The sequence below is a fragment of the Streptomyces sp. NPDC039736 genome (assembly GCF_055596485.1).
Genome location: NZ_JBVIUQ010000001.1, coordinates 356,452 through 381,533, shown reverse-complemented (window position 1 = coordinate 381,533; position 25,082 = coordinate 356,452). Strand labels below are relative to the sequence as shown.

Genomic DNA, 25,082 nt, shown 5'->3' with positions numbered 1-25,082 from the left:
CCATGACCACAGTTGCCGAGCAGTTGAGCACCACCACCCTTCTCCGCTTCGCGACCGCCGGGTCCGTCGACGACGGCAAGTCCACGCTGGTCGGGCGGCTGCTGCACGACTCCAAGTCGGTGCTGACCGACCAGTTGGAGGCCGTCGAGCACGCGTCCCGCAACCGGGGCCAGGAGACGCCGGACCTGGCGCTGCTGACCGACGGGCTGCGCGCCGAGCGCGAGCAGGGCATCACCATCGACGTGGCGTACCGCTACTTCGCGACCGCGCGCCGCCGGTTCATCCTGGCCGACACCCCCGGGCACGTGCAGTACACCCGGAACATGGTGACCGGCGCCTCCACCGCCGAACTCGCGGTCGTCCTGGTCGACGCCCGCAACGGGGTGGTCGAGCAGACCCGCCGGCACGCCGCCGTGGCCGCGCTGCTGCGGGTGCCGCACGTGGTGCTGGCCGTGAACAAGATGGACCTGGTGGACTACGCGGAGCCCGTCTTCGCCGCCATCGCGGAGGAGTTCACCGCGTACGCGGGCGAGCTGGGCGTTCCCGAGATCACCGCGATTCCGATCTCGGCTCTCGCCGGGGACAACGTGGTCGAGCCGTCCGCGCACATGGACTGGTACGGCGGCCCGACCGTGCTGGAGCACCTGGAGACGGTGCCGGTCGCCCACGACCTGACCGCCTGCCACGCCCGCTTCCCGGTCCAGTACGTGATCCGCCCGCAGTCCGCCGAGCACCCCGACTACCGGGGGTACGCGGGCCAGATCGCCGCGGGGGCCTTCCGGGTCGGCGAGCGGGTGACCGTACTGCCGTCGGGGCGCACCAGCACGATCGAGGGCATCGACGCGCTCGGTACGTCCGTCGACATCGCGTGGGCGCCGCAGTCGGTGACGCTGCGGCTGGCCGACGACATCGACGTCTCGCGCGGCGACCTCATCGCCCCGAGCGCGGACGCGCCCGAGCTGACGCAGGACGTCGAGGCGACCGTGTGCCACGTCGCGGACCGGCCGCTGTCGGTGGGCCAGCGGGTGCTGCTCAAGCACACCACCCGCACGGTCAAGGCGATCGTCAAGGAGATCCCGTCGCGGCTCACGCTGGACGACCTCTCCCAGCACCCGGCGCCCGGGCAGCTCGCCGCCAACGACATCGGGCGGGTCGTCGTACGGACCGCCGAGCCGCTGGCGCTCGACGCGTACGCGGACTCGCGGCGCACCGGCTCCTTCCTCTTGATCGACCCGGCGGACGGCACCACGCTCGCCGCGGGCATGGCGGGCCGCTCCTTCGCCTCCGCCGCGGCCGTCAACACGGTCGCCGACGAAGAGGGCTGGGACTTCTGATGACCGTGGTCGACGTCTACGCGACGTTCGCGAAGGAGGGCGGCCGGATAGGCAGCGGCACCCTCGGCAGCGGACAGGGCGGGGTCGGGCGATGTGCGCGATGACGTACACCCCCGGCTCCCGCGCACCCTTCCGCACCTCCCTCAGCACGCACGCACGCGTGCACAGACGAAGACCCGAGGACCCATCACCATGACTGCCCCCCGCACCACCCTGCGCCGTTCTCTGGCCGCGGCCGCCGCGCTGCCCCTGCTGATCGCCGCGCTCGGCGCCTGCGGCTACGGTTCCCAGGCGAAGAAGGACGACCCGGGCAAGGCCGCCCCCGTCGCCAAGGGCGAGAAGATCGGCGGCCTCGACGAGGTGAAGGTCGGCTACTTCGCCAACGTCACGCACGCCACCGCCCTGGCGGGACTTCAGGAAGGCATCTTCCAGAAGGAGCTGGCGGGTACGCGGATCAAGACCCAGGTCTTCAACGCGGGCCCCTCCGAGATCGAGGCGCTGAACGCGGGCGCGATCGACATCGGCTGGATCGGCCCCTCGCCCTCCATCAACGGCTACACCAAGTCCAAGGGCCAGAACCTGCGCATCGTCGGCGGCTCGGCCTCCGGCGGCGTCTCGCTCGTCGTGAACTCCGACAAGATCACGTCGCTGGACGACCTCAAGGGCAAGCGCATCGCGACCCCGCAGCTCGGCAACACCCAGGACGTGGCGCTCCTGAACTACCTGTCCGAGAAGGGCCACAAGGTCGACGCGAACACCGGCAAGGGTGACGTGACCGTGGTCCGCCAGGACAACAAGGAGATCCCCAACTCCTTCAAGTCCGGTGCCATCGACGGCGCCTGGGTGCCGGAGCCGACCGCCGCGCGCCTGGTGGACGCGGGCGGCAAGGTGCTGCTCGACGAGAAGAAGCTGTGGAAGGACGAGAAGTTCGTCATCACGAACATCATCGTCTCGCAGAAGTTCCTCACGGCGCACCCGGCGGCCGTGGAGGCGATCCTGCGCGGTTCGGTCAGGACCAACGTCTGGATCAAGGCGAACCCCGACAAGGCGAAGGCGAGCATCAACGCCCGCCTCAAGCAGGACTCGGGCAAGGAACTGCCCGCGAGCATTCTCGACCGGGCGTTCGCGAGCGTCGACGTGACCGACGACCCGCTGGCCGCGACCCTGCGCGACGAGGCCCAGCACGCGGTGAAGGCGGGCCTCCTCAAGGACCCGTTGCTGGAGGGCATCTACGACCTGCGCCCGCTGAACAAGGTCCTCCAGGCCGAGGGGAAGCCCGAGGTCTCCGACGCCGGTCTCGGCGTCAAGTAGACGCGCCCGTAGCGCAGTTCAGCCCGTAGCTACCCCCCGCCCCCAGGAGGTGAGACCCATGGCCAGCACACTCGTCAAGGACGGCACGGCAGCCGCCCCGGTCGCCGACAAGGCATCGGCTCCGGCGTCGTCCTACGCCGCGCGCCTCGACCACGTCTCGAAGTCGTTCGGCCGGCCCGGTGCGGCCCGCCAGCTCGTCCTCGACGACATCAGCATCGATGTCGCCCCGGGCGAGTTCGTGACCCTCCTGGGGGCTTCCGGCTGCGGCAAGTCCACCCTGCTCAACCTGGTCGCCGGGCTCGACAAGCCGTCGGCCGGCACCATCGACGTACCGGGCGGACGACCCGCCCTGATGTTCCAGGAGCACGCCCTGTTCCCGTGGCTCACCGCGGGCAAGAACATCGAACTCGCCCTCAAGCTGCGGGGGGTGGCGGCCTCGGACCGCTGCCCCGAGGCGGAGCGACTGCTGGAACTCGTACGGCTGAAGGGTGCGTACGGCAAGCGCGTGCACGAACTGTCGGGCGGCATGCGCCAGCGCGTGGCGCTGGCCCGGGCGCTCGCCCAGGACAGCCAACTCCTGCTGATGGACGAACCGTTCGCCGCGCTGGACGCCATCACCCGGGATGTCCTGCACGAGGAGCTGACGCGCATCTGGGCCCAGACCTCGGTCTCGGTCCTGTTCGTCACGCACAACGTCCGCGAGGCGGTCCGGCTGGCGCAGCGCGTGGTCCTGCTGTCGTCGCGGCCCGGACGGATCGCCCGCGAGTGGCAGATCGGCCTGCCGCAGCCGCGCCGCATCGAGGACGCGGCGGTCGCCGACCTGTCCGTAGAGATCACTGAACAGCTGCGTGGGGAGATCCGCCGACATGGCCAGCACTGAGACGACCCGGGCCGCGGGGGGTACGGAAACGGCTCCGGCCGCCGGTGGCCCGGAGGACACCCCGGCCTCCGGGGGCACGGAAGCGGCTCCCGCCGACGGGGTCGCTGAGACCTCCCAGGCCGCCGAGGCCGCCGACGGCAGGAAGCCCGCTGCCGAGCCCGCTGACGCGCGGACGCCCGTCGAAGGCGCCGCCGCACCGGAGGCTCCGGGCGCGCAAGCCGACGCCGCCGAGGACTCCAGGTCCGGCACTCGGCACACCGCTGCCGCCGACGCGACGGAGGACTCCGCCCGTGACCCGGAGGGCTCCGCCCGGAAGCAGGAGTCCGATGCCGAAACCCCGGCCCCGCGGGCGAAGGGCACCTCCCCGGCCCCGCGGGCGAAGACCACCGCCCCGGCTCCCGCCGCCCACCCGCACCACACCTCCGAGAGCCTCGCCGGACTCGAAGCCGGGCTCGACGCGCTCGACACCGCTCCTGCCCGCGAACGCGTCGGTCTCGGCCGTGTCGTCCTGGCCAAGCTCGTACCGCCGCTCGTCGCCGTCGCGCTGGTCCTCACCGTCTGGCAGCTCGCCGCGGCCTCCGACCTCAAGCCGGACTACGTCCTGCCGGGCCCCCTCGACGTCGGGAGGTCCGTCCACGCGATGTGGCTCGACGGCACCCTCCTCGGCTACATCTGGACGAGCATCTCGCGCGGCGCCCTCGGTTTCGTGGTCGCCGTCGCCATCGGCACGCCGCTGGGCCTGCTGGTGGCCCGGGTCAAGGTGGTCCGGGCGGCGATCGGCCCGATCCTCTCCGGTCTCCAGTCGCTGCCCTCCGTGGCCTGGGTGCCGGCCGCGATCATCTGGTTCGGCCTCACCGACGCGACGATCTACGCGGTCGTTCTGCTCGGCGCGGTCCCCTCGATCGCCAACGGCCTGGTCTCCGGCGTCGACCAGATCCCGCCGCTGTACCTGCGCGCCGGCCGCACCCTCGGCGCACGCGGCCTGGACAGCATCCGGCACGTGCTGCTGCCCGCCGCGCTGCCCGGATACCTGGCGGGACTCAAGCAGGGCTGGGCGTTCTCCTGGCGTTCGCTGATGGCCGCCGAACTGATCGCCAACTCGCCGGACCTGGGCACCGGCCTGGGCCAGTTGATGGAGAACTTCCGCATCAACAGCGACATGTCCGGCGTCCTCGCCACGATCATCCTCATCCTGATCGTCGGCATCGGCATCGACCTGCTGTTCTTCTCACCCCTGGAACGCCGGGTGCTCCGCAGCCGCGGCCTCCTCGTCAGGAGCTGACGCACCGTGTACGCCGCCCCCTCCCCCGCCCTCCTGCTCATCGCGCACGGCAGCCGCGACCCGCGCCACGCGGCGACGGTGCACGCGCTGGCGGAACGGCTGCGGGAGCGCCGGCCCGGGACCCGGGTGGAGGTGTCCTTCCTGGACTTCGACGCCGCGTCCGTCCCGGCGGCCCTGAACCGGCTCGCCCGTTCGGGGGTGCGTGACGTCGTCGCCCTCCCGCTCCTCCTCACCCGTGCCTTCCACGCGAAGGCCGACATCCCGGCGGTGCTCGACGCGGCCTCGGCCCGGCTGCCGCGGCTGCGCGTCGTGCGGGCGCGGGTGCTGGGCCCGTCCCCGCTCCTGCTCGCCGCCGTGGAGCGCCGTCTGTACGAGACCGGGCTGCGGCCCGAGGACAAGAGCTCGACCGGGGTCGTCCTGGCCTCGGCGGGCTCCACCGACCCGGAGGCGATCGCAGTGATCGCTGACATGGCGCGGGAGCTGAGGGACGCCGGCTGGCGTTCCGTGCGGCCTGCGTTCGCCTCCGCTTCCCTTCCCCGTACGGAGGACGCGGTAGGGGCCCTCCGCAGTGCGCCGGGCGTGTCCCGGGTGGCCGTCGCCCGGTACGTCCTGGCCCCCGGCTTCCTGCCGGACCGCATCGCGCGGGGCGCGACGGAGGGCGGAGCCGACCTGTTGGCTCCGGTCCTGGGCGCCTGCCCGGAGGTGGCCCGCCTCGTCCTGCTCCGCTACGAGGAGGCCGCCGGGTCCGCCTGGACGGCCGCGGCGGCGTAACCGGACGGGCGGGGAGGGCCGGCGCCGGATGCCCGCCGCCGATCAGCCCGCCTCCAGCACTTCCAGCGCTCGCTGCATCTCCGTCACCGGCAGCGACCCCGCCTCCCGCCGCTCCCGGGCGAACTCGTTCGCCAACCGCCCCAGCAGGTCGTTCACCGGCGTCGGCACGCCGTGCAGCCTGCCCAGCAGGGAGATCTCACCGTTGAGGTAGTCGGCCTCGATGCTGCCGGTGCCCCGCACCAGGCTCTGCCAGGACGACCCGGCGTTCGGCTCCTCGCCGTCCAGCTCGGCCATGGCGATCCGGCCGTCCCGTGCCTCGGCCTGCTCCTCCGGGCTCGCCACGGCGATGCCCGCGGCCGCCAGCGCCGCCCGCCCCTCGGCGACCGCGCGGCCGACGAGGTCCCGGCCCGCCGGGGAGGCCGACGCCTCCGGACCCGACACCGCGCCGAGCGCGTTCGCGAGGTTGCTCAGCAGCTTGCCGTACTTCCAGCGCATCACGTCCGGCACGACCGGTGCCAGGAAGCACGCCTTTGCCAGGTCGTCCCCGATCCGCCGCGCCGTGTCGTCCACGCCCCCGGGGCAGCGGCCCAGGTGCAGGATTCCGGTCACCGGCTCCCCCGCCGCCGACACGGCCCCCGCCTCCACGAAGGTCGCGGGCAGGTACACGCACATGGCGTACACCCGCCGGAAGCGCCGCAGTGCCAGCCGCTCGTTCTCCACCCCGTTCTGCGCGCAGACCAGCGGCAGCAGCTCCCCCGCCGTGCCGCCGCCCTCGACGGGCCGTCCGCTCCAGGCGTCCAGCGCGGCGACGCTGTCCTGCGTCTTGACCGCCAGGACCAGGACGTCGTCGGCGCGCAGCTCGACGTCGTCCGGCCCTGCCGCGGACGGGAGCCGCAGCGTCCGGGTCCCTTCGGGGGTGGTGAGCCGCAGCCCCTTCGCCCGCAACGCCTCCAGGTGCGCGCCGCGCGCCACGAGGACCACCTCGTGCCCCGCCTCGGCCAGCCTCCCGCCGACCACTCCGCCGATCGCTCCGGCTCCGATGATGACGTACCGCATGAGGTCCTCCCCGTCCGTCGTGCCGATCACGTCGATCATGCCCTCGCCGTCGCGGGCCCGGGACGGCGGGTGTGACAGGGCGGCTCCGCCCGTACCGCGGGCGGCCGGGACCGGAGATCTCGCGGACCCGGCCGCCCGCCGACGCCACGCGGGTCGGGGCGGAGCTGTGGATTCCGGAGGAGCGGGAGGAGACCGGAGCCGGGTTCAGGCGGTGAGTTCGACCAGTTTCACCACCGTGTTCCAGTTGCGGCTGGTGACCGTGAGGCCCTTGTTGAGCGCGGGCTTGGCGAGGGCCTCGGCGAGTTTCGAGCGGCCCAGGCCGTCGGGTGCGTAGAGGTAGAGGACCCGGTCGCCGAGGCGGAACTCCTCGGGGAGGTGCGCGGCCGGGTCGATGCCCGCGAAGCGCTCGGCGTCCAGGGGGGCCGAGGAGAAATTCGCGTGCAGTTGTCTGCCTTCCAGCTCGGCGGCCGGGAAGGGGCAGGCGTCCACGACGGCGCGCAGATAGGCGTGGTCGCGGACCAGACAGGCGACGCTGAAGCCGAAACGCTTCTCGACGGCGGCCTCCAGGTCGTGCGCGAGCGCGTCCTCACCGGCGGCGGAGTCCGTGGTGAGGGCGGCGTTCCCGCTGGCGAGGAGGGTGCGCACGTCCGAGTGCCCCAACTCGGCCAGCAGCTCGCGCAGTTCCGCCATGGGGAGCTTCTTGCCGCCGCCCACGTTGACGCCCCGCAGGAGGGCCGCGTACCTCTTCGTCGTCATGGAACGACGATAGGCGGTGCCACTGACAACCGGCCTGCCCGCCGGGGCCGGGATGGAGGTGCGGCCCGGACAGCGGTCGGCCGCCGCGCCCCGTGGGGGAAGGGCGCGGCGGCCGGCGGCGGGCGGTCGAGGTGGGGCTCGCCCGGCCCACCGGGAGGAGCGGGTGTTACCCGACGACCTTCAGGAGCTTGTTCGCCGTGCCCGGGGAGGCGTTGGAGATCTTGTCCGGGGTGGCCGCGCCGGTCAGCGCCGCCGCGACCTGCGCCGGGGTGGCGTCCTGGTGTCCGGCCAGGTAGACCGCCGCCGCGCCGACGACGTGCGGGGTCGCCATCGACGTGCCGGAGATGGTCTTCGTGCCGTCGTCGCTGTCGTTCCAGGACGAGGTGATGTCCGAGCCGGGGGCGTAGAGGTCCACCGGGGCGCCGAAGTTGGAGAAGTCGGACTGGGTGTCGCCCTCGGCGGACGAGGCGACCGTGATGGCCTCCGGGACGCGCGCCGGAGAGTGATCCTTGGCGTCGCCGGCGTCGTTTCCGGCGGCGACCGCGAAGGTGACGCCGGAGGCGATGGCCTTCTGGACGGCCGCGTCGAGGGCCGGGTCGGCGCCCCCGCCGAGGCTCATGTTGGCCACCGAGGGGCCCTTGTGGTGGGCGGTCACCCAGTCGATGCCCGCGACGACCTGCTCGGTGGTGCCCGAGCCCGAGTCGTCGAGGACGCGGACGGCGACGATCTTCGCCTTCTTGGCGACGCCGTGCGCCGCGCCGGCGATGGTGCCCGCGACGTGCGTGCCGTGGCCGTTGCCGTCGTCGGCGTCGTCGTCGTTGTCGATGGCGTCGAAGCCGGAGGAGGCGCGGCCGCCGAAGTCCTGGTGGCTGACGCGGACCCCGGTGTCGATGACGTACGCGGTGACGCCCTCGCCCGCGCTGTCGGGGTAGGTGTACTTCTTGTCCGGGGCCGTGTCGGCCTGGTCGACGCGGTCGATGCCCCAGGACGGCGGGTTGTCCTGGGTGGCGTCCGCGTGGAACTTCTTGTTCTGGACGACCTTGGCGACCGCCGGGTCGGCGGCGAGCCGCTTGGCCTCGGTCGCGGTGAGCCCGGAGGCGGAGAAACCGTTGATGGCGGCGGTGTAGTTCCGCTTGAGTTCCCCGCCGTAGGTCTTGGCGAGGGCCTTCTTGTCGGCCTTCTGGTCGAGCATGACGATATAGCTGCCCGCTACCGCGCCTTCGGCGTTCGCACCGTGAACGGTGCCTTCGGCGGGAGCCGCACCCGCCACGGGGGCGGAGAGGGCGGACATGCCCGCCACGGCGGCGACGGTGGTTATCGCCGCGATCAGCCTGGTCCTGCCGGTCTTGTGTGAGGCCATGAAGAGGGGTCTCCTCGCCATTCTGCTGTGGGGGGAAATGTGGGGGGTAAACCCCCAAGGACCGGAAGTCCTCCGGGGGTTGGGTCGAAACACTGGTCGATTGACGGCGTCAGATCAAGAGTTCCCCGCCGCCGTAATGTGTTCCACACAAAAAGCCCGCCTCTTGCGAATGTCGCGAGGGGCGGGCTCCTTCGTTTCTTCAGATGTTCTCCGCATACGCGTCGGTGAAGGGCGGGATTCGCAGAGCGGGAAAGCGGACCGGGCGGGAATTCACCGCGTCATGCCGGGAGTTCCGCCTCGATGAGGTCGGCGGCGCGCCGGGTGCCGCCCTCCTGTGCCATCTCGGCCGCGATGCCGGCCAGCTTTCGCGCGACGTCCGGGTCCGACACGAGCGACTCGGCGGTGGTGCGCAGGAGTTCGGCGGTGGCGTCCTCGGTGTCGATGCGCCGGGCGACGCCGAGCCCCTGGAGCATGTCGGCGTTGCCGAACTGGTCGACGGCCTGCGGGACCGCGATCATCGGGGTGGCGGTGGCGAGGCCCTCCTGGCTGCCGCCCGCACCGGCGTGCGTGACGAACAGGTCGGCCTGCTTGAGGATGGCCAACTGCGGTGCCCAGCGGGTCACTTCCACGTTGGCGGGGATCTCGCCGAGCTCGGCCTCCTCGACGAACCTGCCGATCTGGAGCACCAGGTGCCAGCCGGGCAGATCACCGAAGGCCCTCAGGCACTCGCGGTAGAAGGCGGGCTGCTTGGTGAAGGAGGAGCCGAGGGAGACCAGGACGACCTTCCCGGCGCCGGCCGGACGGTGCCACTCCCCCTGGTCGGCGCGCTCGCCCTGGCAGGCGCCGACGAAGGTGTGGACGGCCGTGTCGACCCGGTCGGCGTTCGGCTGGAGCGCCCTGGGGATGAGGACCAGGGAGCGGGTGGGGGCGACGAAGGAGAAGAAGTCGTCCGCCGGCATGTCGTTCTCCCGCAGCCAGTCGCGGAAGCGGTTCAGGTACGCCTGGCCGCGCTCGGACGCCAGGAGGCCCTCGTACATGGGCTTCATGACCTCTTCCTCGTAGCCCTGCCAGGCGACCATGTTGGGCGACAGCGAGATGGCCGGGACGCCCCAGCGGCGGGCGAGGATCGGGGCCGGGTAGCCGGTGATGTCGTGGATGACGAGATCGGGCCGCTCCCCCTCGAAGGCCTTGATCAACTGCGGGAGGGCGTGGATGCCGTTCTCCAGGAAGGGCTCCAGGTTGTCGACGAGTTCGGTGCCCCAGACCTCGGGGTCGGCGCCCTCGTCGGGGAGGGTCGAGGTGTAGATCACCGGCTCGGCGCCGGTCGCGGCGATCTTCTCCGCGTAGGTCTCCGGGATCGCGTAGCTCACCCGGTGGCCGCGGGCGACCAGTTCACGGATGACTTCGAGGCTCGGGTTGACGTGGCCGGGGAAGGCGACGGAGAACATGACGATGTGCGCGGCGGCGCGCGGCGTGGCGGTCATGCTCCGGACCGTACGCGAGACGATACGTCTCGTGCAAGTGATATCGAGGGCGCGCGGCCGCTTCTTGTGCGGGAAGGGTCAGCGCTGGTAGCGGGCGAGCACCAGGTTGCCGTCCCTCTCCAGGCGTTGGCGCAGTTGCGCCTCGTCGATCGCGCCGCTGTAGAACTCCTGGTAGGCGGGGGTGGCGACCTTGTCCTTCCATTCCGGGTAGCCGCGCACGGACTGCGCGGGGGCCGACCGCAGGTGGGCGGCGAGGGCGGCTCCGGTGGCCCAGCCGTCCTCGGGCGTGCGCAGGGACGGGTCCTTGAGGGCCTTTTCGCCGGTGGGGAGCATCCAGTCGCCCTTGGCGAGGCGGGTCATGTTGTCCGGGGCCAGGAAGAAGTCGATGAACTCCACCGCCTGCTTCTTGAACGGACTGTCCTCGGCGACCGACAGCGTCTGCGGGCTGACGCCCTGCGCGAGCCCGTCCCGGCCCGCCGGCGCCGGGAGCACCTTCCAGGAGAAGCCCTCGGGGGCCTGCTGCGCGATCTGCTGGCGGTAGGAGAAGCCGAGCGGGACCATCGCGTACTTGCCGCCGAAGAAGCCGGGGAGGGTGTCGGAGCCGCCCATGCCGAGGGTCGCGGCGGAGGCGGAGCCGTCCGTGTTGACCTGGGCGCGAACGGTGCCGGGGACGACCGCGTCGGCGTCGGTGAAGCGGATCTTCACCTTGCCGTCCGCGCCCCTGCCGAAGAGTTCGCCGCCTGCCGACAGGCCCAGGTTGAGGGCGGCGGAGACCGGTTCCTTGAGCGGCCAGGCGACGCCGTACCTGCCCCTGCCCATGTCGGCGGTGAGCTTCTTGGCCACCTGGCGGAACTCCGCCCAGCTCCACGGCTGTTCGGGGGTGGGCACGCGGACGCCGGAGGCCTTGAGGAGCTTCTCGTTGGCCATCAGGACGCGGGGTTCCTGGAGGAAGGGGACTCCGTACACCTTCCCGTCGAAGGTGGTGGTGTCCCAGCTCCGCTGCGGGATGTCGGCCTTGAGGCGGGCGGGCAGCAGCTTCGTCAGGTCGGCGAGGTGGCCGCCGTAGGAGAAGTCGGCGAGGTCGTCGGACGCATCGTGGATGATGTCGGGCGCCTCGCCGCCCTCGAAGGAGGTGAGGAGCTGGTCGTGGACACTGTCCCAACTGCCCTGGACGTAGTCGATCCGGACCTTGGGATGGGCCGCGTTCCACTCCTTCACCAACTGCTTGTTGATGTCGACGGACTCCTTCTGCCAGGCCAGCGACTGGAAGCGGAGGCGGACCACGCCGTCCTTGTCGGGCCCGCGCTCGGCCTGCGCGCAGCCGGTGAGCAGCAGGGCGGACGCCGCCAGAACCGCGAGCGTACGGAAGGTGCGCATCAGCTCTTCACCGCCCCGGCCAGCATGCCGCCCGTGATCCGCTTCTGGATGACCGCGAAGACCACCAGGGAGGGGAGGGTGGCGAGGAACGCGGCCGCGGCCAGCGGTCCGAGGTCGGCCGCCCCCTCCGCGCCGATGAAGTGGGTGAGGACGACCGGCAAGGTCTGCTTCTCCGGGGACTTGAGCAGGACCAGCGCGAAGAAGAACTCGTTCCACGCGGTGATGAACGCGAACAGCGCGGTGGCGACCAGCCCGGGCATCAGCAGCGGCGCCGTGACCGAGACGAGCGTACGGAAACGGCTCGCGCCGTCGACCGCCGCCGCCTCCTCCAGCTCGCGCGGAACGGCACGGACGTATCCGACGAGCATCCACAGCGCGAAGGGCAGCGACCAGACGACGTACACCATGACTAGGCCGGGCAGCGAGTTGACCAGGTGCAGGTTCTTCAGGATCAGGAACAGCGGGATGATCACCAGTACGAACGGGAACGCCTGGCTGACCACGACCCACCCGGTGGCGGCGGCGGTGAGCCGGGAGCGGTACCGGGCCGTCACGAAGGCCATCGGGGTGGCGACGACCACGGCGATCAGGGCGGCGGCGAGCGCGGCGAGCAGGCTGTTCCCGGCGGCCTCCAGCAGCGGCTGCTCCTCGAAGGCCTGCCGGAAGTTGTCCAGGCCCGGGTCCTTGGGGATCCAGGTGGGGTGCAGGTCGCCCAGCTCTCGGGGCGACTTGAAGGAGGTCGAGATCAGCCAGAGGAACGGGAACGCGAGGAAGACCAGATAGGCGAGGAGCGCGAGGTACTGGCCGGCGCGGGCGGGCCCGCCGGTGCGCATGGGTCCCGAGGAGAGGCTCATGTGTCGTCGCCTCCCTTGAGTCGGCCCACCAGGAACACGGCGAGGAGCACGGAGACGACCGCGACCATGACGCAGCCCATGGCCGCGGCATAGCCGAACTGGCCGTAGCGGAACGCCTGCTCGTACGCGAAGAGCATCGGCAGCCGGGTGCGGCCGCCGGGCCCGCCGCTGGTCAGGACGTAGACCAGGGCGAAGGAGTTGAAGTTCCAGATGAAGTTGAGCGCGGTGATCGACAGCGCGATCGGCTTCAGGGCGGGCCAGGTGACGGCGCGGAAGCGGCGCCAGGCGCCGGCTCCGTCGAGAGCGGCGGCCTCGTGGAGTTCGTGCGGGGTGTTCTGGAGTCCGGCGAGGAGGGCGACGGTGGTCTGCGGCATGCCGGCCCAGATGCCCACGAGGATCACGGCGGGCAGGGCGGTGGCCAGACCGGTGAGCCAGTCGCGGCCGTCCCCCAGGCCCAGGCCGCGCAGGGTCTCGTTGAGGATGCCCGCGTCGGGGTTGTAGACGAGCCGCCACATGATGCCGACGACGACCTCGGGCATCGCCCACGGGACGATGGCGAGCGCCCGCGCCAGCCAGCGGAAGCGGAGGTTCTGGTTGAGCAGCAGGGCCAGGCCCAGGGCCAGCAGGAACTGCGGGACCGTGACGCCGACCGCCCAGAGCAGGCCGATCCGGAAGGAGTCCCAGAAGAGGGTGTCGTGCAGCAGGTCGGAGAAGTTCAGCGTGCCGGTCCACTGGGTGGGGGCGGTGCGGCCCGACTGGGAGTCGGTGAAGGCGAGGGCGATGCCGTAGAGCAGCGGGCCGACGCTGAGGACCAGGATGGGGATCAGCGCGGGCAGGACCAGGAACCAGGTCCCGAAGTCGGTCCCCCGGCCGTCGCCGCCCGGCCTCCGCCGCCCCCTCCTGTCCCGGCTGTCCCGGCTGTCCCGGTTCCCGTGGCTCCCCCGGTGCGGTTTCCCGGACTGCCCCTGCACGGTCGGCAGTGACACGGATGCGGCTCCTTCGGGCAGTCTGCTCACTTCGGGCTCTTTGTACGGTTCTGACCGTCGAGCGGCACCCGTCATCGTGCTGTCGCCCCGTGGGTTCGTCAAGCCAACCTGCACGGATGCGAGACTTTGTCGGATTCGCCGCCGCGGGAAGGCGGGCCGAACGGACACCACCGGGCACACGGGAGAAGCACGACGATGGACGAGAAGCGCGCACGCGAGGTGCTGGAGGCCACCGGCCTCGGCGCGGGGGCGGAACTGGTGTCCCTGGGGGAGAACGCGGTGTTCGCGGTGGAGCGTCCCGAGGGTGCGGGCGGGTCCTTCGTGGCCAAGGTCGGCCGGGGCTCCCCCGACCTGGCCGCCCGTGCGAAGCGCGAACTGGCGGTCGGCGCCTGGCTGGCGGACGTCGGCGTTCCGGCCGTGCGGCCCGCCGCCGGGAAGCCGTGGCTGGTGGACGGCCACCCGGTGACGCTGTGGCACCGGCTGCCGGACGCCGTACGGCCCTCGGAGCCGCGGGACGTGGCCGAGCTGCTCAACCTGGTGCACGCGCTGCCCGCCCCGCCGTTCGCGCTGCCGCCCCGGGACCTGCTGGACGGGGTCGAACGGTGGCTGCGGCTCGCGGGCGACGCCATCGACCCCGAGGACGCGGTGTACCTGCGGGGCCGCAGGGACGGTTTCGCCGCCTCCGCCGCGGCCCTCGTGCCGCACCTGCCGCAGGGGCCGATCCACGGGGACGCGCTGCCCCGCAACGTCATGGTCGGGCCCGACGGCCCGGTCCTGGTCGACCTGGAGACCTTCTCCTCGGACTTCCGGGAGCACGACCTGGTGGTGATGGCGCTGTCCCTGGACCGCTACGGGCTGCCCGAGGAGCGCTACGACGCCTTCGTCGCCGCCTACGGCTGGGACGTGCGCGAGTGGGACGGCTGGACGGTGCTGCGCGGCGCCCGGGAGACGGCGAGCTGCGCCTGGGTGGCCCAGCACGCGCCCACCAACCCGAAGGCGCTCGCGGAGTTCCGCCGCCGGGTGCGCTCGCTGCGGGACAACGACCCGCAGGTGCGCTGGTACCCGTTCTGAGGGGTCCGGCGGCCGCGCGGCCCGGTCAGCTCCGCGCGGGGGGCGGGCCCGGCGCGCGCAGCGGCCAGGCGGGATCGATGACGGCATCGGCGGTGCCCTTCTTCCGGAGGAACTCCTGGAAGCCGACGGCCCAGTCCGCGTACCACCGCACCTGTTCCTGGTGCAGTTCCGGCAGGGCGAGTCCGGCGATCGTGGGGTGCCGCTCGGCTATCGCGATCGCCACCCGCACCGCGGCGAGGGCGTCCGCCGACGCCTCGTGCGCCCCGGCCAGCTCCACCCCGTACTCCACGCAGACCGCTTCGAGGGTGCGCTTGCCGCGCCGGTAGCGGTCGACGGCGCGGTCGATGGTGAGCGGGTCGACGACCGGCCCGATGCCCTGCTCCCCCGTGTGCGCGGCGAGCCGGTCGCCGAGCGCGGGCAGCCCGTGCCGGGCCAGTTCGGCGGAGAGCAGCGTCAGGTCGAAGGCCGCGTTGTACGCGACGACCGGCACGCCCTTGGCCCAGTGCCCGACCAGGACGTCGGCGACCTCGTCCGCGACTTCACGGGCCGGGCGGCCGTCCGCGCTCGCGCGCTCGTTGCTGATGCCGTGTATCGCCGTCGCCTGGTCCGGAATCCGGATGCCCGGATCGGCCAGCCACAGCCGCCGCTCCACCACCTCCCCGCCCCGCACCTCCACCACGGCCGCGGTCACGATGCGTGACTCCAGCGGTTCCGTACCCGTGGTCTCCAGGTCGAAGCCGACCAGCGATTCCCCGTGCCATCCCATGTCCTGGGCCTCCTTGAGTGTTCTCCCCCGACGGAGAACCACCCTCGCACGCAGCACTGACAACGCGGCCCCGGAGATCGTTCCCGCGGGCCGCGCCGGACGGGGAGCGCGCCCGGGGCGGAGCACCGGACGGGGCGTACGCCGAACGGGATCAGGAGACCGGCCGCGAGTCCGTCCAGACCGACTCGAACTCCTCGCGGTACGTCTCGAAGAGCCCGGCCTCGGTGTCCTGCCCGTGCCGCACCACCCCGTCGCGCCCGCCCCGCCCGCCGCCGCGCAGCACCAGCACGGGGGCCTCCATGCCGCGCGCCCGCCGCAGGTACGACTGCACCACCGCGAGCCCGCCGGGCCCGTCCCCGTCCACCAGGTAGGCGGTGAAGCGCGGCGTCTCGTCGAAGACCTGGATCTGGAAGGCCCCGGGGTCGCGCAGACTGGCCCGCACCCGCCGCATGTGCAGGATGTTCATCTCGACGGAACGGCTCAGCTCGCCCTTGCGCAGCCCCAGTTCCCGCTCGCGGCGTTTCACCGAGCTGCTGGCCGGGTTGAGGAACAGCAGCCGCACCCGGCAGCCCGCCTCCGCGAGCCGCACCAGGCGGCGCCCGGAGAAGTTCTGCACCAGCAGGTTGAGGCCTATCCCGATGGCGTCGACCCGCCGCGCCCCGCCGAAGAGGTCCTCGGCGGGCAGCTGCCGCTGGAGCCGCACCCGGTCGGGGTGCACGGAGACGACGTCCGCGTACCGGTCGCCCACCAGGTCCTCGACCGCGTCGACGGGCAGCCGGTCCGCCGCCGGCGCGCCCGAGCCCGCGCCGAGGATCTCCAGCAGCCGCGCCGAGGCCCGTTCCGCCTGGGCGAGGACGGTCTCCGACAGGGCGCGGTTGCGGGAGACGACGTTGCGGGTGACCTCCAGCTCGTCCAGCGCCAGCTCGACGTCGCGCCGGTCGTCGTAGTACGGCTCGAAGCACGGCCAGTGCTGCACCATCAGCTCGCGCAACTGCGGCAGGGTCAGGAAGCTCAGCACGTTGTCGTCGGCGGGGTCCAGCAGGTACCCCTTGCGACGGCTCACCTCGCGCACCGCGACGGCGCGCTGCACCCACTCCTGTCCGGCGGGCCCGGCGGCGGCCACCACCCACTCGTCGCCGTGCACGGGTTCGTACACCGGGCGCAGGACGGCGGCGACGACGGCGCGCATGCGCTGCTCGACCAGGTTGAGCCAGATGTAGGCGCGGCCGGCCCGCTGCGCGCGCGTACGGACCTCGCTCCAGGCGTCCGTGCCCCAGTCCAGTTCCGCGCCGATCTCCATCGGCCGCGCGAGCGAGACCGTACCGGGCGGGATGTCGCCCGAGCCCCCCTCGTGACCCGTGTCACCTGGGGGTAGCTCCAGCTCTCCCGAGCTCACCCACGCACCGCCTTCTGCCTGCCTTCGACCGCTGTCCGCCCGTCGTCCGGCACTCCGCCGACGATCAAGGAAGGGTACTCCGGGAGGGGCACCCGGTGCAGCCGTTCCCCCAGACGGCCACAACCACCCTCCGAATGAGCCGCATTGCGGCACGATTCGGGGGAAGATCTGACGCTACGGCACCTCGTTCGTCACTCGCTCGTCCGTCCCCCCGTTGTTCCGCACCACCCGGATCAGAAGTGGAAGAGTCGATCGCATGCAGGTCTGGCCGGGAGAGGCTTATCCCCTGGGCGCCACTTATGACGGCGCCGGAACGAATTTCGCGGTCTTCTCGGAGGCCGCCGAACGCATTGAACTGTGCCTGTTGCACGACGACGGTTCGGAGACCGCCGTCGAGCTGCGGGAGAGCGATGCCTTTGTACGGCACGCCTATCTGCCCGGCATCATGCCGGGCCAGCGCTACGGCTACCGCGTCCACGGCCCGTACGACCCCTCCCAGGGGCAGCGGGCCAACTCCGCGAAGCTCCTGCTCGACCCGTACGCGAAAGCGATCAGCGGGGAGATCGAGTGGGGCGAGGCGGTGTACGGCTACCACTTCGGCAAGCCGGACGACCGCAACGACCAGGACTCCGCCCCGCACACCATGACGTCGGTGGTGGTCAACCCGTACTTCGACTGGGGCGACGACCGGCCGCCCCGTACGGCGTACCACCACACCATCCTGTACGAGGCGCACGTCAAGGGCCTCACGATGCTCCATCCGGACCTGCCCGACGAGCTGCGCGGCTCCTACGCGGCGCTGGCGCACCCGGCGATCATCAGCCATCTGGTGGAACTGGGGGTGACGGCTCTGGAGCTGATGCCGGTGCACCAGTTCGTCAACGACCACCGGCTCGTCGACGCGGGCATGAACAACTACTGGGGCTACAACACCATCGGCTTCTTCGCCCCCCACAACAGCTACGCGTCCTGGGGCGACCGGGGCGAGCAGGTGCTGGAGTTCAAGACGGCGGTCAAGGCGCTGCACGAAGCGGGCATCGAGGTGATCCTCGACGTCGTCTACAACCACACGGCGGAGGGCAACCACCTGGGGCCGACGCTGTCCTTCCGGGGCCTGGACAACGCGCAGTACTACCGGCTCGCGGACGACCCGAAGTACTACATGGACACCACCGGCACCGGCAACTCGCTGCTGATGCGTTCCCCGCACGTCCTCCAACTGATCATGGACTCGCTGCGGTACTGGGTGACCGAGATGCGGGTGGACGGGTTCCGCTTCGACCTGGCGGCGACCCTGGCCCGGCAGTTCCACGAGGTGGACCGGCTGTCCTCGTTCTTCGACCTGGTGCAGCAGGACCCGGTGGTCAGCCAGGTCAAGCTGATCGCCGAGCCGTGGGACGTCGGCGAGGGCGGCTACCAGGTGGGCAATTTCCCGCCGCTGTGGACGGAGTGGAACGGCAAGTACCGGGACACCGTGCGTGACATGTGGCGCGGCGAGCCTCGGACGATCGCGGAGTTCGCGGGCCGCCTGACGGGGTCCTCGGACCTCTACCAGGACGACGGCCGGCGACCGCTCGCCTCGATCAACTTCACCACCTGCCACGACGGCTTCACCCTGCACGACCTGGTGGCGTACAACGACAAGCACAACAGTGCCAACGGCGAGGGCAACCGGGACGGCGAGAGCCACAACCGGTCCTGGAACTGCGGTGCGGAGGGCCCCACCGACGATCCGGAGATCCTGGCGCTGCGGCAGCGGCAGATGCGCAACTTCATGGCGACGCTGATGCTGTCGCAGGGCGTGCCGATGCTCAGTCACGGCGACGAGTTCGCGCGCACGCAAGGAGGCAACAACAACGCCTACTGCCAGGACAACGAGATCTCCTGGGTGCCGTGGCCGGGCCCCGACGAGGAGGGGAACAAGACCGAGGACGGCACCCTGCTGCAGTTCACGCGCGCCATGGTGGCACTGCGGCGCGACCATCCCGTCTTCCGGCGCCGGCGCTTCTTCCACGGGCGTCCGGTGCGCGGCACGCAGGACGAGCTCTCCGACATCGCGTGGTTCACGCCGGAGGGCGAGGAGATGACGCACGAGGACTGGGAGGCCGCGCACGCCAAGGCGCTGACCGTGTTCCTCAACGGCGAGGCGATCTCGGAGCCCGGCCCGCGCGGCGAGCGCATCTCGGACGACTCGTTCCTGCTGATGTTCAACGCCAGCGCGGAGACCCTGGAATTCCGGGTCCCGGTCGACCACGGGCAGCAGTGGGAGGTCGTGGTGGACACCGCGCGGGAGGACGGGGTGCCGCCCGGCGCCGGCGCGAAGCTCGACGCGGGCGAGCACCTCACGCTCGTCGGCCGGTGCCTGACGGTGCTTCAGCGCCCCGCCTGACGGCTCCTGTCGCCCGCGGTACGCCCCCGGCCCGCCCGGGGGCGTACCGCCCAGGACAGGGCCGCGCACAGGACCGCCGCGCCGGTCACCACCGCGAAGGCGGCGGGCGGCCCGCTGGACTCGGCGAGGCGGCCGGAGAGCGCCAGGGCGAGCGCCTGGCCGCCGACGATGCCGCTCATCAGGTACGCCATGGACTCGGCGAGCCTGCCCGCCGGGACGGCGCGTTCGGTGAGCCCGAAGATCGTGATCATGTTGGGGGCGCAGGCGACCCCCAGGACGACCACGACGGCGTACAGCGGCCACAACTGCGACACGAACAGGAGCGGCACCGAGAGCACCACCAGGGCTGCGGTGGCGGTCCGCCAGCGGGTGCTCAGGCCCACGCTCGCCGGGACGGCGGCCATGGAGAACCCGGCGACGGCGCTCATGACGCCCATCGCGGCGTACACCAGCCCGGCCTGTTCGGGCTTGCCGAGATCCTCCGTGAGGGCGGTGATGCCCGCCTGGGACGCCCCGAACACGGCGCCCTGGAGGGCCATCGCGAGCCGCAGGGCGTACACCGTTCCGGTGATCTTCGTACGTTCGCCGGAGGCGGTGTGCGCGGCGGGGCGCAGCAGGGCCGCCGTCGGATGCAGGGCGAACCACGTACCGCAGACGGCGAGGAGCGCGGCCGCGCCGAGCAGGGCGGCGGCGGGGTGCGCGACGGCGACGGCGAGGCCCACCAGGGCCGGGCCGAGGACGAAGGTGACCTCGTCGAGGGTGCCCTCGAAGGAGAGCACCGTGCCGACGAGGCGGTCGTCCGCGCCCTTGCGGCGGGCCAGGGCCAGGGTGCGGGTGCGGGACATCGGGCCGATCTGCGGCACCGAGGCCCCCGTCACCACGGCGACCAGCGCGAGCGGCCAGGTGCCGGTCCCGGCGAGCGCGGCGAGCACCAGCGCGGTGACGGCGACGGCGTTGACGAGGGTCGCGCAGAGCACCACAAGCCGCTGTCCGCGCCGGTCGGCGGCCCGGCCGAGCAGGGGCCCGCCGACGGTCTGTCCGGCCGCCAGGGCGCCGCCGACGAGTCCGGCGGTGCCGAGGCTGCCGCTGGTCTCGGCGACCAGCAGGAGCGTGCCGAGCTGGCACATGGCCAGCGGGAGCCTTCCGAGGAAGGACACCAGGGGCAGTACAGGGCCGGTGAGCGCCATCGCCTCGCGATAGCTCCTCCGGTACGTCCGCAGAGCGCCTGAACCTTCCCTCTTCTTCGGTGTCTCGGTCTCTGAAGCCATCAGGTGAAATTAGCCCCGTGCACCCAAGTGGACGCATGGGTCGATGACACAGAAGCTCCGAATCCGGGTACGTACGTTCGCATGACGCCGACCTCCACCTATCGCCTCCAGTTGCAGCCCGACTTCCCCTTCTCGGCCGCCGAGAAAGCGGTGCCGTACCTGGCCGCCCTCGGGGTCTCCCACCTGCACCTGTCCCCGGTGCTGGAAGCAGTGCCCGGTTCCACGCACGGGTACGACGTGGTGGACCACGCGCGCGTGCGCGCCGAGCTGGGCGGTGAGGAGGGCCTCAGGGCGCTCTCCCGCACGGCCCGCGCGCACGGGCTCGGCCTGGTCCTGGACATCGTCCCCAACCACATGGCCGTCCCCGCACCCGAACGGCTCAACGTGCCGCTGTGGGAGGTGCTGCGGGAGGGCCCCGCGTCGCCGTACGCGGGCTGGTTCGACCTCGACTGGGAGGGCGGCGACGGCAAGATCCTGCTGCCGGTCCTGGGCGGCAGGCTCGGCGAGGAGCTGGAGCACCTGTCCGTGACGGACGGGGAGCTGCGCTACCACGACCACGCCTTCCCCCTGCGCGAGGGCACCGGGAAGCTGCCGCTGCCGGAGCTCCTCGACGCCCAGTGGTACCGGCTCGGCTGGTGGCGGCTGGCGCGCACCGAGCTGAACTACCGCCGCTTCTTCACCATCTCCGACCTCATCGGGGTGCGGGTGGAGGACCCCGAGGTGTTCGTCGCCTCGCACGCGAAGATCCTCCAGCTCGTGCGCGACGGCGTCGTGGAGGGGCTGCGGATCGACCACCCGGACGGCCTCGCCGCGCCCGGCGACTACCTGCGCCGGCTGGCGCGGGCCACGGAGGAGGGCCTGGAGGGCCCGGTGTGGACGGTGGTGGAGAAGATCCTCACCGGCGACGAGCGGCTGCCCGCCGACTGGCCGGTGGCGGGCACCACCGGTTACGACGCCCTGCACCGGATCGACGGATTGTTCAACGATCCCACGGGCGCCGACGAACTGACCGAGCTGTACCGGGCCTTCGCCGACCCGCCCGGCGACCGGGGCGGCTACTGGGCGGCGACCGTGCGCCGCGCCGCGCACCGGGTGCTCACGCACGAACTGGCCGCCGAGTCCGCCTTCCTGGTGCGGGCGGCCGGCCGGATCTGCGCCGCCGACCCCGCCCTGCGGGACCACGCCCCGTGGGCACTGCACACCGCCCTGCACGAGCTGTTGGTACGGATGCCCGTGTACCGCCCCTACGTGGCGGCGGGCGGCCCCACCCCCGAGGAGGCGGAGGCGACGCTGCCGCCGGAGGCGGTGCGCGAGGCGAAGGCGGCGTTCTCCGTGCCGGAGGAGGCGACGGCGGTGGACGTCGTACGGGAGCTGGCGCTGGGGCGGCTGGGGTCGGGGCCCGACCACCGGGCCTTCTGCGCCCGGTTCGCGCAGACCTCGTCGGCGTTGCGCGCCAAGTCGGTGGAGGACACCGCCTTCTACCGCTACACGCCGCTGCTGTCGGCGGCGGAGGTGGGCGGGGACCCGGGGCGGCCCGCGGTGTCGCCGGACGAGTTCCACGCGTTCTGCGCGCGCCTGGCCCGCGACTGGCCGGCCACCGGCACCGTGCTGTCCACGCACGACACCAAGCGCAGCGCGGACGTACGGGCACGGCTCGCGGTGCTGACCGAGTGCCCGCAGCGCTGGGCGGGCCTGCTGCGGCGCTGGGCGCAGACGGCCGTCGCACCGGACCCGCACGCGGCGTGGACGGCCTGGCAGACGGCCGCGGCCGTCCCGGACGCGGGCCCCGACCGGCTCGTTCCCGCCCTGCTGAAGGCCGCCCGCGAGGCGGGCCTGCACACGAGCTGGACCGAGCAGGACGCGGGCTACGAACAGGCCCTGGAGACGTTCGTGCGCTCCGGGCCGTGCGGGAGCGCGCAGCACGAACTCGCGCTCTTCTCGCGCGAGCTGGCGCCCCACACGCGGGCGAACGCGCTGGGCGCCGCGCTGCTGCACCTGACGATGCCGGGGGTGCCGGAGCTGTACCAGGGCACCGAGCGCGAGTACCTGGCCCTGGTCGACCCGGACAACCGCCGGCCGGTCGCCCTCGACCCGGACGCCCTCGCGGACGCGCCCACCGGCGGCACCCTCGACGACGAGAAGCTGCACCTGACGACGACCGCCCTCACGCTGCGCCGGGAGCGGCCCGAGGTCTTCGGCGAGAGCGCCACGTACACCCCGCTGCCGGTCTCGGGCGCCGCGGCCCGGCACTGTGTGGCGTTCGCCCGTTCCGGGGAGACGGTAACCGCCGTGACGCGTCTGTCGCTGCGGCTCGCGGAGGCGGGCGGCTGGCGGGACACGGTGCTGTCCCTGCCCGCGGGCCGGTGGGCCGACCGGCTGGGCGGCGGCCGGGAGTTCGAGGGGGCGGTGCCGCTGCGGGAGCTGTTCTCGGAGCGGCCGGTGGCGCTGTTGGTGCGGGCGGCGGGCGGCGCTTCCTGAGGCATGCGGACGGCGGGGCCGGGGGTGCGTCCGCCCCGGCCCCGCCGCCGGTCGTCAGAGCCGGACGGGCTTCTCGTACGGGACCGGTCGCCGCGGCTCCCGCACGCCCCGGGCCGGGACCCGCACCGGCCACCAGGTCCGCTCCCCCAGCAGCGCCAGCGCCGACGGCAGGATCAGGGCACGCAGCACCACCGCGTCGAAGAGGACCGCCACCGTCAGGCCCACGGCGAGCTGCTTCATCTCGATGCGGTCGATGAACAGGAAGCTGACGAACACCGACACCATGATCACGGCGGCGCTGGTCACCACGCCCGCCGAGCCCGCGATGCCGTCCACCACCGCCTGCCGGGTGGGCGCCCCGCGCAGGACGGCCTCCCGGATCCGGCTGACCACGAAGATCTGGTAGTCCGTGGAGAGCCCGACCAGGATGGCGAACACCATCAGCGGGGTGCGCGAGCCGACGAACCCGAAGGACTCGAAGCCGAGCAGGCCCTCGGCCCAGGCGCCCTGGAAGACCAGGGTCAGCACGCCCCAGGAGACCAGCACCGCCGCCAGGTTGAGCACGACGCCCAGCACCGCGAGGACCACGGAACGGAAGGCCGCGTACATCACGGCGAGGCAGGCCAGCGACACGAAGACGATCACCCGGGGCAGGTGTTCCGACTGGTGCTCGGCGTAGTCGACGCCACCGGCGATCTCACCGCTGACGGCGACCTGCGCGCCGGGCACCGCGCCGACGGTGGCCGGGATCAGCTCGGCGCGCAGCCGCTCCAGCGAGCGCAGTCCCGCGGGCGAGTTCTGGGCGTGCGGAACGGGCAGTTCCAGCAGCGCGGTCCGCCCGTCCGCCGCGGTCCTCAGGAGCGGGGGGCCCTGTCGTACGAACAGGGGGTCGCCCTGGGTCCGGTCGGCGAGGGCGCGCAGGGCCTGCGCGGCGGCGTCGGCGTGCGCCGGGTCGGTACGGACGACGACGAGGTGGGCGGCGCCCTGGCCGGGGAAGGCCGCGGTGAGCCGGTCGTAGGAGGCGACGGCGGGCACGCTGTCGGGGAAGGTCTCCTTGCCCTCGGTGCCGAGCTTCATGTTCAGGGCGGGCAGGGCGAGCGCCGCGGTCGCCGCGAGGCCGACGAGCAGGGTGGCGAGGGGGCGGCGCAGCACGGGGCGCAGCAGGGCGGTCCAGGCCCTGCTGTTGCCGGAACGGCGGCCGGCGCGTCCCTTGCGGCCGTCGACCCGGGGGCCGAGCCCCGCGAGCAGGGCGGGCAGGATCGTGAGCGAGCTGCCGACGGCGACCAGGGTGACGAGGATGGCGCCGGTGGCGATGGACGAGAAGATCACGTCGTCCATCAGGTAGAGGCCGCCGAGGGAGAGGGCGACGGCGAGTCCGGATTCGACGACGGCGCGGCCCGAGGTGGCGGCGGCCAGCTCGACGGCGGCGGCGTGGCTGAGGGTTCCGCCGGACCTTTCGCGTTCCTCGCGGACCCGCTTGAGGTAGAAGAGCGAGTAGTCGACGCCGACCGCCATGCCCAGCATGAAGATCACACTGAGGGCGGCGCCGCCCGCGTCGGGGAAGAGCCAGGAGGCGGGTCCGTACAGGCCGACCGCCCCGGCGAAGGCGAGCAGGGCGAGCAGGACGGGGATTCCGGCGGCGAGCACCGCGCCGAAGACGACGAGCAGGATCAGGAAGGTCACCGGGAGGCTGATCATCTCGGTGCGCTGGAGGTCCTTGCTCTGCCGGTCGTTGATCCCGTCGGAGACAGAGGCGCTGCCGGTCTGCTCGACGCGGAGCCCGGGGTGGGCCTTCTGGACGGCGGCGGTCTGTGCCAGCAGTGCGCCGACGTCCTTCTTGGCGGTCTCCCTGTCACCCCTGAGGGTGACGGTGATCAGGAGGGAGTCGCCGTTCGCGGAGCGGACCGGGGCGGCCACGCCGATGACCGCGGGCAGGTCGCGCATCCGGCGGTCCAGGTCGGCGGCGGCGGGCTCGCCCCCGTCTCCGGTGATCAGTAACTTCTCCACCGGCGCCGGGGTCAGCTTCGCGTCCGCCGCGAGTGCCTCCGCCCGGCCGGCCTCGCCGACCCGGAAGTCGGCGAAGGTGCCCTTGTCGGTGCCGGTCAGGAAGCCGAGGCCGACGCACAGGACGACGAGGAGGACCCAGCCGACGACGGCGCGCCAGGGGTGCGCGGCGCACCACCGTGCCGTGCGGACGGTGACCGGTTGTCTGCTGCTGCCCCGCATGAGGGCTCCTCCCGTGGAAGCGTGATCGTCGTGCTCA

General features: G+C 72.5%; 17 protein-coding genes and 2 pseudogenes. 8 read left to right on the top strand and 11 right to left on the bottom strand.

The genetic code is table 11. From position 1 onward, the window contains the following. The first annotated feature begins 2 nt into the window (after positions 1-2). The 5 genes and pseudogenes from ACZ56L_RS01575 to ACZ56L_RS01555 all read left to right on the top strand — a co-directional run bounded on the left by ACZ56L_RS01575 (position 3) and on the right by ACZ56L_RS01555 (position 5,578). Positions 3-1,334 carry a sulfate adenylyltransferase subunit 1 gene (locus ACZ56L_RS01575; protein ID WP_345217785.1) on the top strand — a complete coding sequence of 444 codons (1,332 nt, stop codon included), beginning with the start codon at positions 3-5 and terminating at the stop codon, positions 1,332-1,334. Between the two features lie 192 nt (positions 1,335-1,526). Then, positions 1,527-2,645: an aliphatic sulfonate ABC transporter substrate-binding protein gene (locus ACZ56L_RS01570; RefSeq protein WP_401758576.1), complete on the top strand. Its 1,119-nt coding sequence runs from the start codon at positions 1,527-1,529 to the stop codon at positions 2,643-2,645. A 58-nt stretch (positions 2,646-2,703) separates the two neighbouring features. After that, entirely contained in the window at positions 2,704-3,525 is an 822-nt protein-coding gene (locus ACZ56L_RS01565) for an ABC transporter ATP-binding protein (protein WP_471060358.1), read from the top strand. Between the two features lie 403 nt (positions 3,526-3,928). After that, positions 3,929-4,807, top strand: a pseudogene (locus tag ACZ56L_RS01560) (ABC transporter permease); the annotation flags it as partial. Positions 4,808-4,813: 6 nt separating this feature from the next. Next, positions 4,814-5,578: a sirohydrochlorin chelatase gene (locus ACZ56L_RS01555; protein ID WP_471060355.1), complete on the top strand. Its 765-nt coding sequence runs from the start codon at positions 4,814-4,816 to the stop codon at positions 5,576-5,578. A gap of 42 nt (positions 5,579-5,620) precedes the next feature. Here the strand turns inward: ACZ56L_RS01555 and ACZ56L_RS01550 are convergent, their stop codons facing one another. The 7 genes and pseudogenes from ACZ56L_RS01550 to ACZ56L_RS01520 all read right to left on the bottom strand — a co-directional run bounded on the left by ACZ56L_RS01550 (position 5,621) and on the right by ACZ56L_RS01520 (position 13,451). After that, positions 5,621-6,634, bottom strand: a complete 1,014-nt coding sequence (locus ACZ56L_RS01550) for a ketopantoate reductase family protein (RefSeq protein ID WP_468683694.1) — start codon at positions 6,632-6,634, stop codon at positions 5,621-5,623. A 204-nt stretch (positions 6,635-6,838) separates the two neighbouring features. Further along, the gene (locus ACZ56L_RS01545; protein ID WP_468683170.1) at positions 6,839-7,390 is read right to left on the bottom strand and encodes a DUF1697 domain-containing protein; all 552 of its coding nucleotides are present in this window, start codon (positions 7,388-7,390) and stop codon (positions 6,839-6,841) included. Positions 7,391-7,556: 166 nt separating this feature from the next. Next, a complete protein-coding gene (locus ACZ56L_RS01540) occupies positions 7,557-8,750 on the bottom strand; it encodes a S8 family peptidase (protein ID WP_468683172.1) in 1,194 nt (397 codons plus the stop codon). A 278-nt stretch (positions 8,751-9,028) separates the two neighbouring features. Beyond that, positions 9,029-10,316 (bottom strand): annotated as a pseudogene (gene mgt, locus ACZ56L_RS01535) (macrolide-inactivating glycosyltransferase). Continuing rightward, positions 10,313-11,611, bottom strand: a complete 1,299-nt coding sequence (locus ACZ56L_RS01530) for an ABC transporter substrate-binding protein (RefSeq protein WP_471060351.1) — start codon at positions 11,609-11,611, stop codon at positions 10,313-10,315. The pseudogene mgt and the gene ACZ56L_RS01530 overlap by 4 nt, the downstream one beginning before the upstream one ends. Next, positions 11,611-12,465, bottom strand: coding sequence for a carbohydrate ABC transporter permease (locus ACZ56L_RS01525; RefSeq protein ID WP_471060347.1), 855 nt, complete (start codon positions 12,463-12,465; stop codon positions 11,611-11,613). The genes ACZ56L_RS01530 and ACZ56L_RS01525 overlap by 1 nt, the downstream gene beginning before the upstream one ends. Next, a complete protein-coding gene (locus ACZ56L_RS01520; protein ID WP_471060344.1) occupies positions 12,462-13,451 on the bottom strand; it encodes a carbohydrate ABC transporter permease in 990 nt (329 codons plus the stop codon). Before ACZ56L_RS01520 ends, ACZ56L_RS01525 begins: the two co-directional genes overlap by 4 nt. Before the next feature lie 195 nt (positions 13,452-13,646). Here ACZ56L_RS01520 and ACZ56L_RS01515 point away from each other — a divergent pair, with 195 nt between their 5' ends. Next, positions 13,647-14,522 (top strand): phosphotransferase enzyme family protein, encoded by an 876-nt coding sequence (locus ACZ56L_RS01515; RefSeq protein WP_345217765.1) that lies wholly within the window; start codon positions 13,647-13,649, stop codon positions 14,520-14,522. A gap of 25 nt (positions 14,523-14,547) precedes the next feature. Here ACZ56L_RS01515 and ACZ56L_RS01510 read toward each other — a convergent pair whose 3' ends face one another. Next, positions 14,548-15,288: an exonuclease domain-containing protein gene (locus ACZ56L_RS01510; RefSeq protein ID WP_345217763.1), complete on the bottom strand. Its 741-nt coding sequence runs from the start codon at positions 15,286-15,288 to the stop codon at positions 14,548-14,550. 151 nt (positions 15,289-15,439) lie between these two features. Then, positions 15,440-16,684 (bottom strand): SAV2148 family HEPN domain-containing protein, encoded by a 1,245-nt coding sequence (locus ACZ56L_RS01505; protein WP_471060339.1) that lies wholly within the window; start codon positions 16,682-16,684, stop codon positions 15,440-15,442. 256 nt (positions 16,685-16,940) lie between these two features. Here ACZ56L_RS01505 and glgX point away from each other — a divergent pair, with 256 nt between their 5' ends. After that, positions 16,941-19,073 carry a glycogen debranching protein GlgX gene (gene glgX / locus ACZ56L_RS01500; protein ID WP_401758551.1) on the top strand — a complete coding sequence of 711 codons (2,133 nt, stop codon included), beginning with the start codon at positions 16,941-16,943 and terminating at the stop codon, positions 19,071-19,073. Here the strand turns inward: glgX and ACZ56L_RS01495 are convergent. Beyond that, a complete protein-coding gene (locus ACZ56L_RS01495) occupies positions 19,058-20,260 on the bottom strand; it encodes an MFS transporter (protein ID WP_471060335.1) in 1,203 nt (400 codons plus the stop codon). The genes glgX and ACZ56L_RS01495 overlap by 16 nt on opposite strands. A gap of 162 nt (positions 20,261-20,422) precedes the next feature. Here ACZ56L_RS01495 and treY point away from each other — a divergent pair, with 162 nt between their 5' ends. Further along, positions 20,423-22,819 carry a malto-oligosyltrehalose synthase gene (gene treY, locus ACZ56L_RS01490; protein ID WP_471060332.1) on the top strand — a complete coding sequence of 799 codons (2,397 nt, stop codon included), beginning with the start codon at positions 20,423-20,425 and terminating at the stop codon, positions 22,817-22,819. 54 nt (positions 22,820-22,873) lie between these two features. Here treY and ACZ56L_RS01485 read toward each other — a convergent pair whose 3' ends face one another. Continuing rightward, complete coding sequence (locus tag ACZ56L_RS01485; RefSeq protein ID WP_471060329.1) at positions 22,874-25,045, bottom strand: MMPL family transporter; 2,172 nt, start codon at positions 25,043-25,045, stop codon at positions 22,874-22,876. Positions 25,046-25,082 lie beyond the last annotated feature (37 nt).

Excerpts from the sequence above, each read along its gene's own strand:
- ACZ56L_RS01570 (WP_401758576.1), top strand. The coding sequence starts at position 1,527 with ATGACTGCCCCCCGCACCACCCTGCGCCGTTCTCTGGCCGCGGCCGCC.
- ACZ56L_RS01575 (WP_345217785.1), top strand. The coding sequence starts at position 3 with ATGACCACAGTTGCCGAGCAGTTGAGCACCACCACCCTTCTCCGCTTC.
- ACZ56L_RS01545 (WP_468683170.1), bottom strand. The coding sequence starts at position 7,390 with ATGACGACGAAGAGGTACGCGGCCCTCCTGCGGGGCGTCAACGTGGGC.
- ACZ56L_RS01525 (WP_471060347.1), bottom strand. The coding sequence starts at position 12,465 with ATGAGCCTCTCCTCGGGACCCATGCGCACCGGCGGGCCCGCCCGCGCC.
- glgX (WP_401758551.1), top strand. The coding sequence starts at position 16,941 with ATGCAGGTCTGGCCGGGAGAGGCTTATCCCCTGGGCGCCACTTATGAC.
- treY (WP_471060332.1), top strand. The coding sequence starts at position 20,423 with ATGACGCCGACCTCCACCTATCGCCTCCAGTTGCAGCCCGACTTCCCC.
- ACZ56L_RS01550 (WP_468683694.1), bottom strand. The coding sequence starts at position 6,634 with ATGCGGTACGTCATCATCGGAGCCGGAGCGATCGGCGGAGTGGTCGGC.
- ACZ56L_RS01495 (WP_471060335.1), bottom strand. The coding sequence starts at position 20,260 with ATGGCGCTCACCGGCCCTGTACTGCCCCTGGTGTCCTTCCTCGGAAGG.
- ACZ56L_RS01540 (WP_468683172.1), bottom strand. The coding sequence starts at position 8,750 with ATGGCCTCACACAAGACCGGCAGGACCAGGCTGATCGCGGCGATAACC.
- ACZ56L_RS01530 (WP_471060351.1), bottom strand. The coding sequence starts at position 11,611 with ATGCGCACCTTCCGTACGCTCGCGGTTCTGGCGGCGTCCGCCCTGCTG.
- ACZ56L_RS01510 (WP_345217763.1), bottom strand. The coding sequence starts at position 15,288 with ATGGGATGGCACGGGGAATCGCTGGTCGGCTTCGACCTGGAGACCACG.
- ACZ56L_RS01515 (WP_345217765.1), top strand. The coding sequence starts at position 13,647 with ATGGACGAGAAGCGCGCACGCGAGGTGCTGGAGGCCACCGGCCTCGGC.
- ACZ56L_RS01565 (WP_471060358.1), top strand. The coding sequence starts at position 2,704 with ATGGCCAGCACACTCGTCAAGGACGGCACGGCAGCCGCCCCGGTCGCC.
- ACZ56L_RS01485 (WP_471060329.1), bottom strand. The coding sequence starts at position 25,045 with ATGCGGGGCAGCAGCAGACAACCGGTCACCGTCCGCACGGCACGGTGG.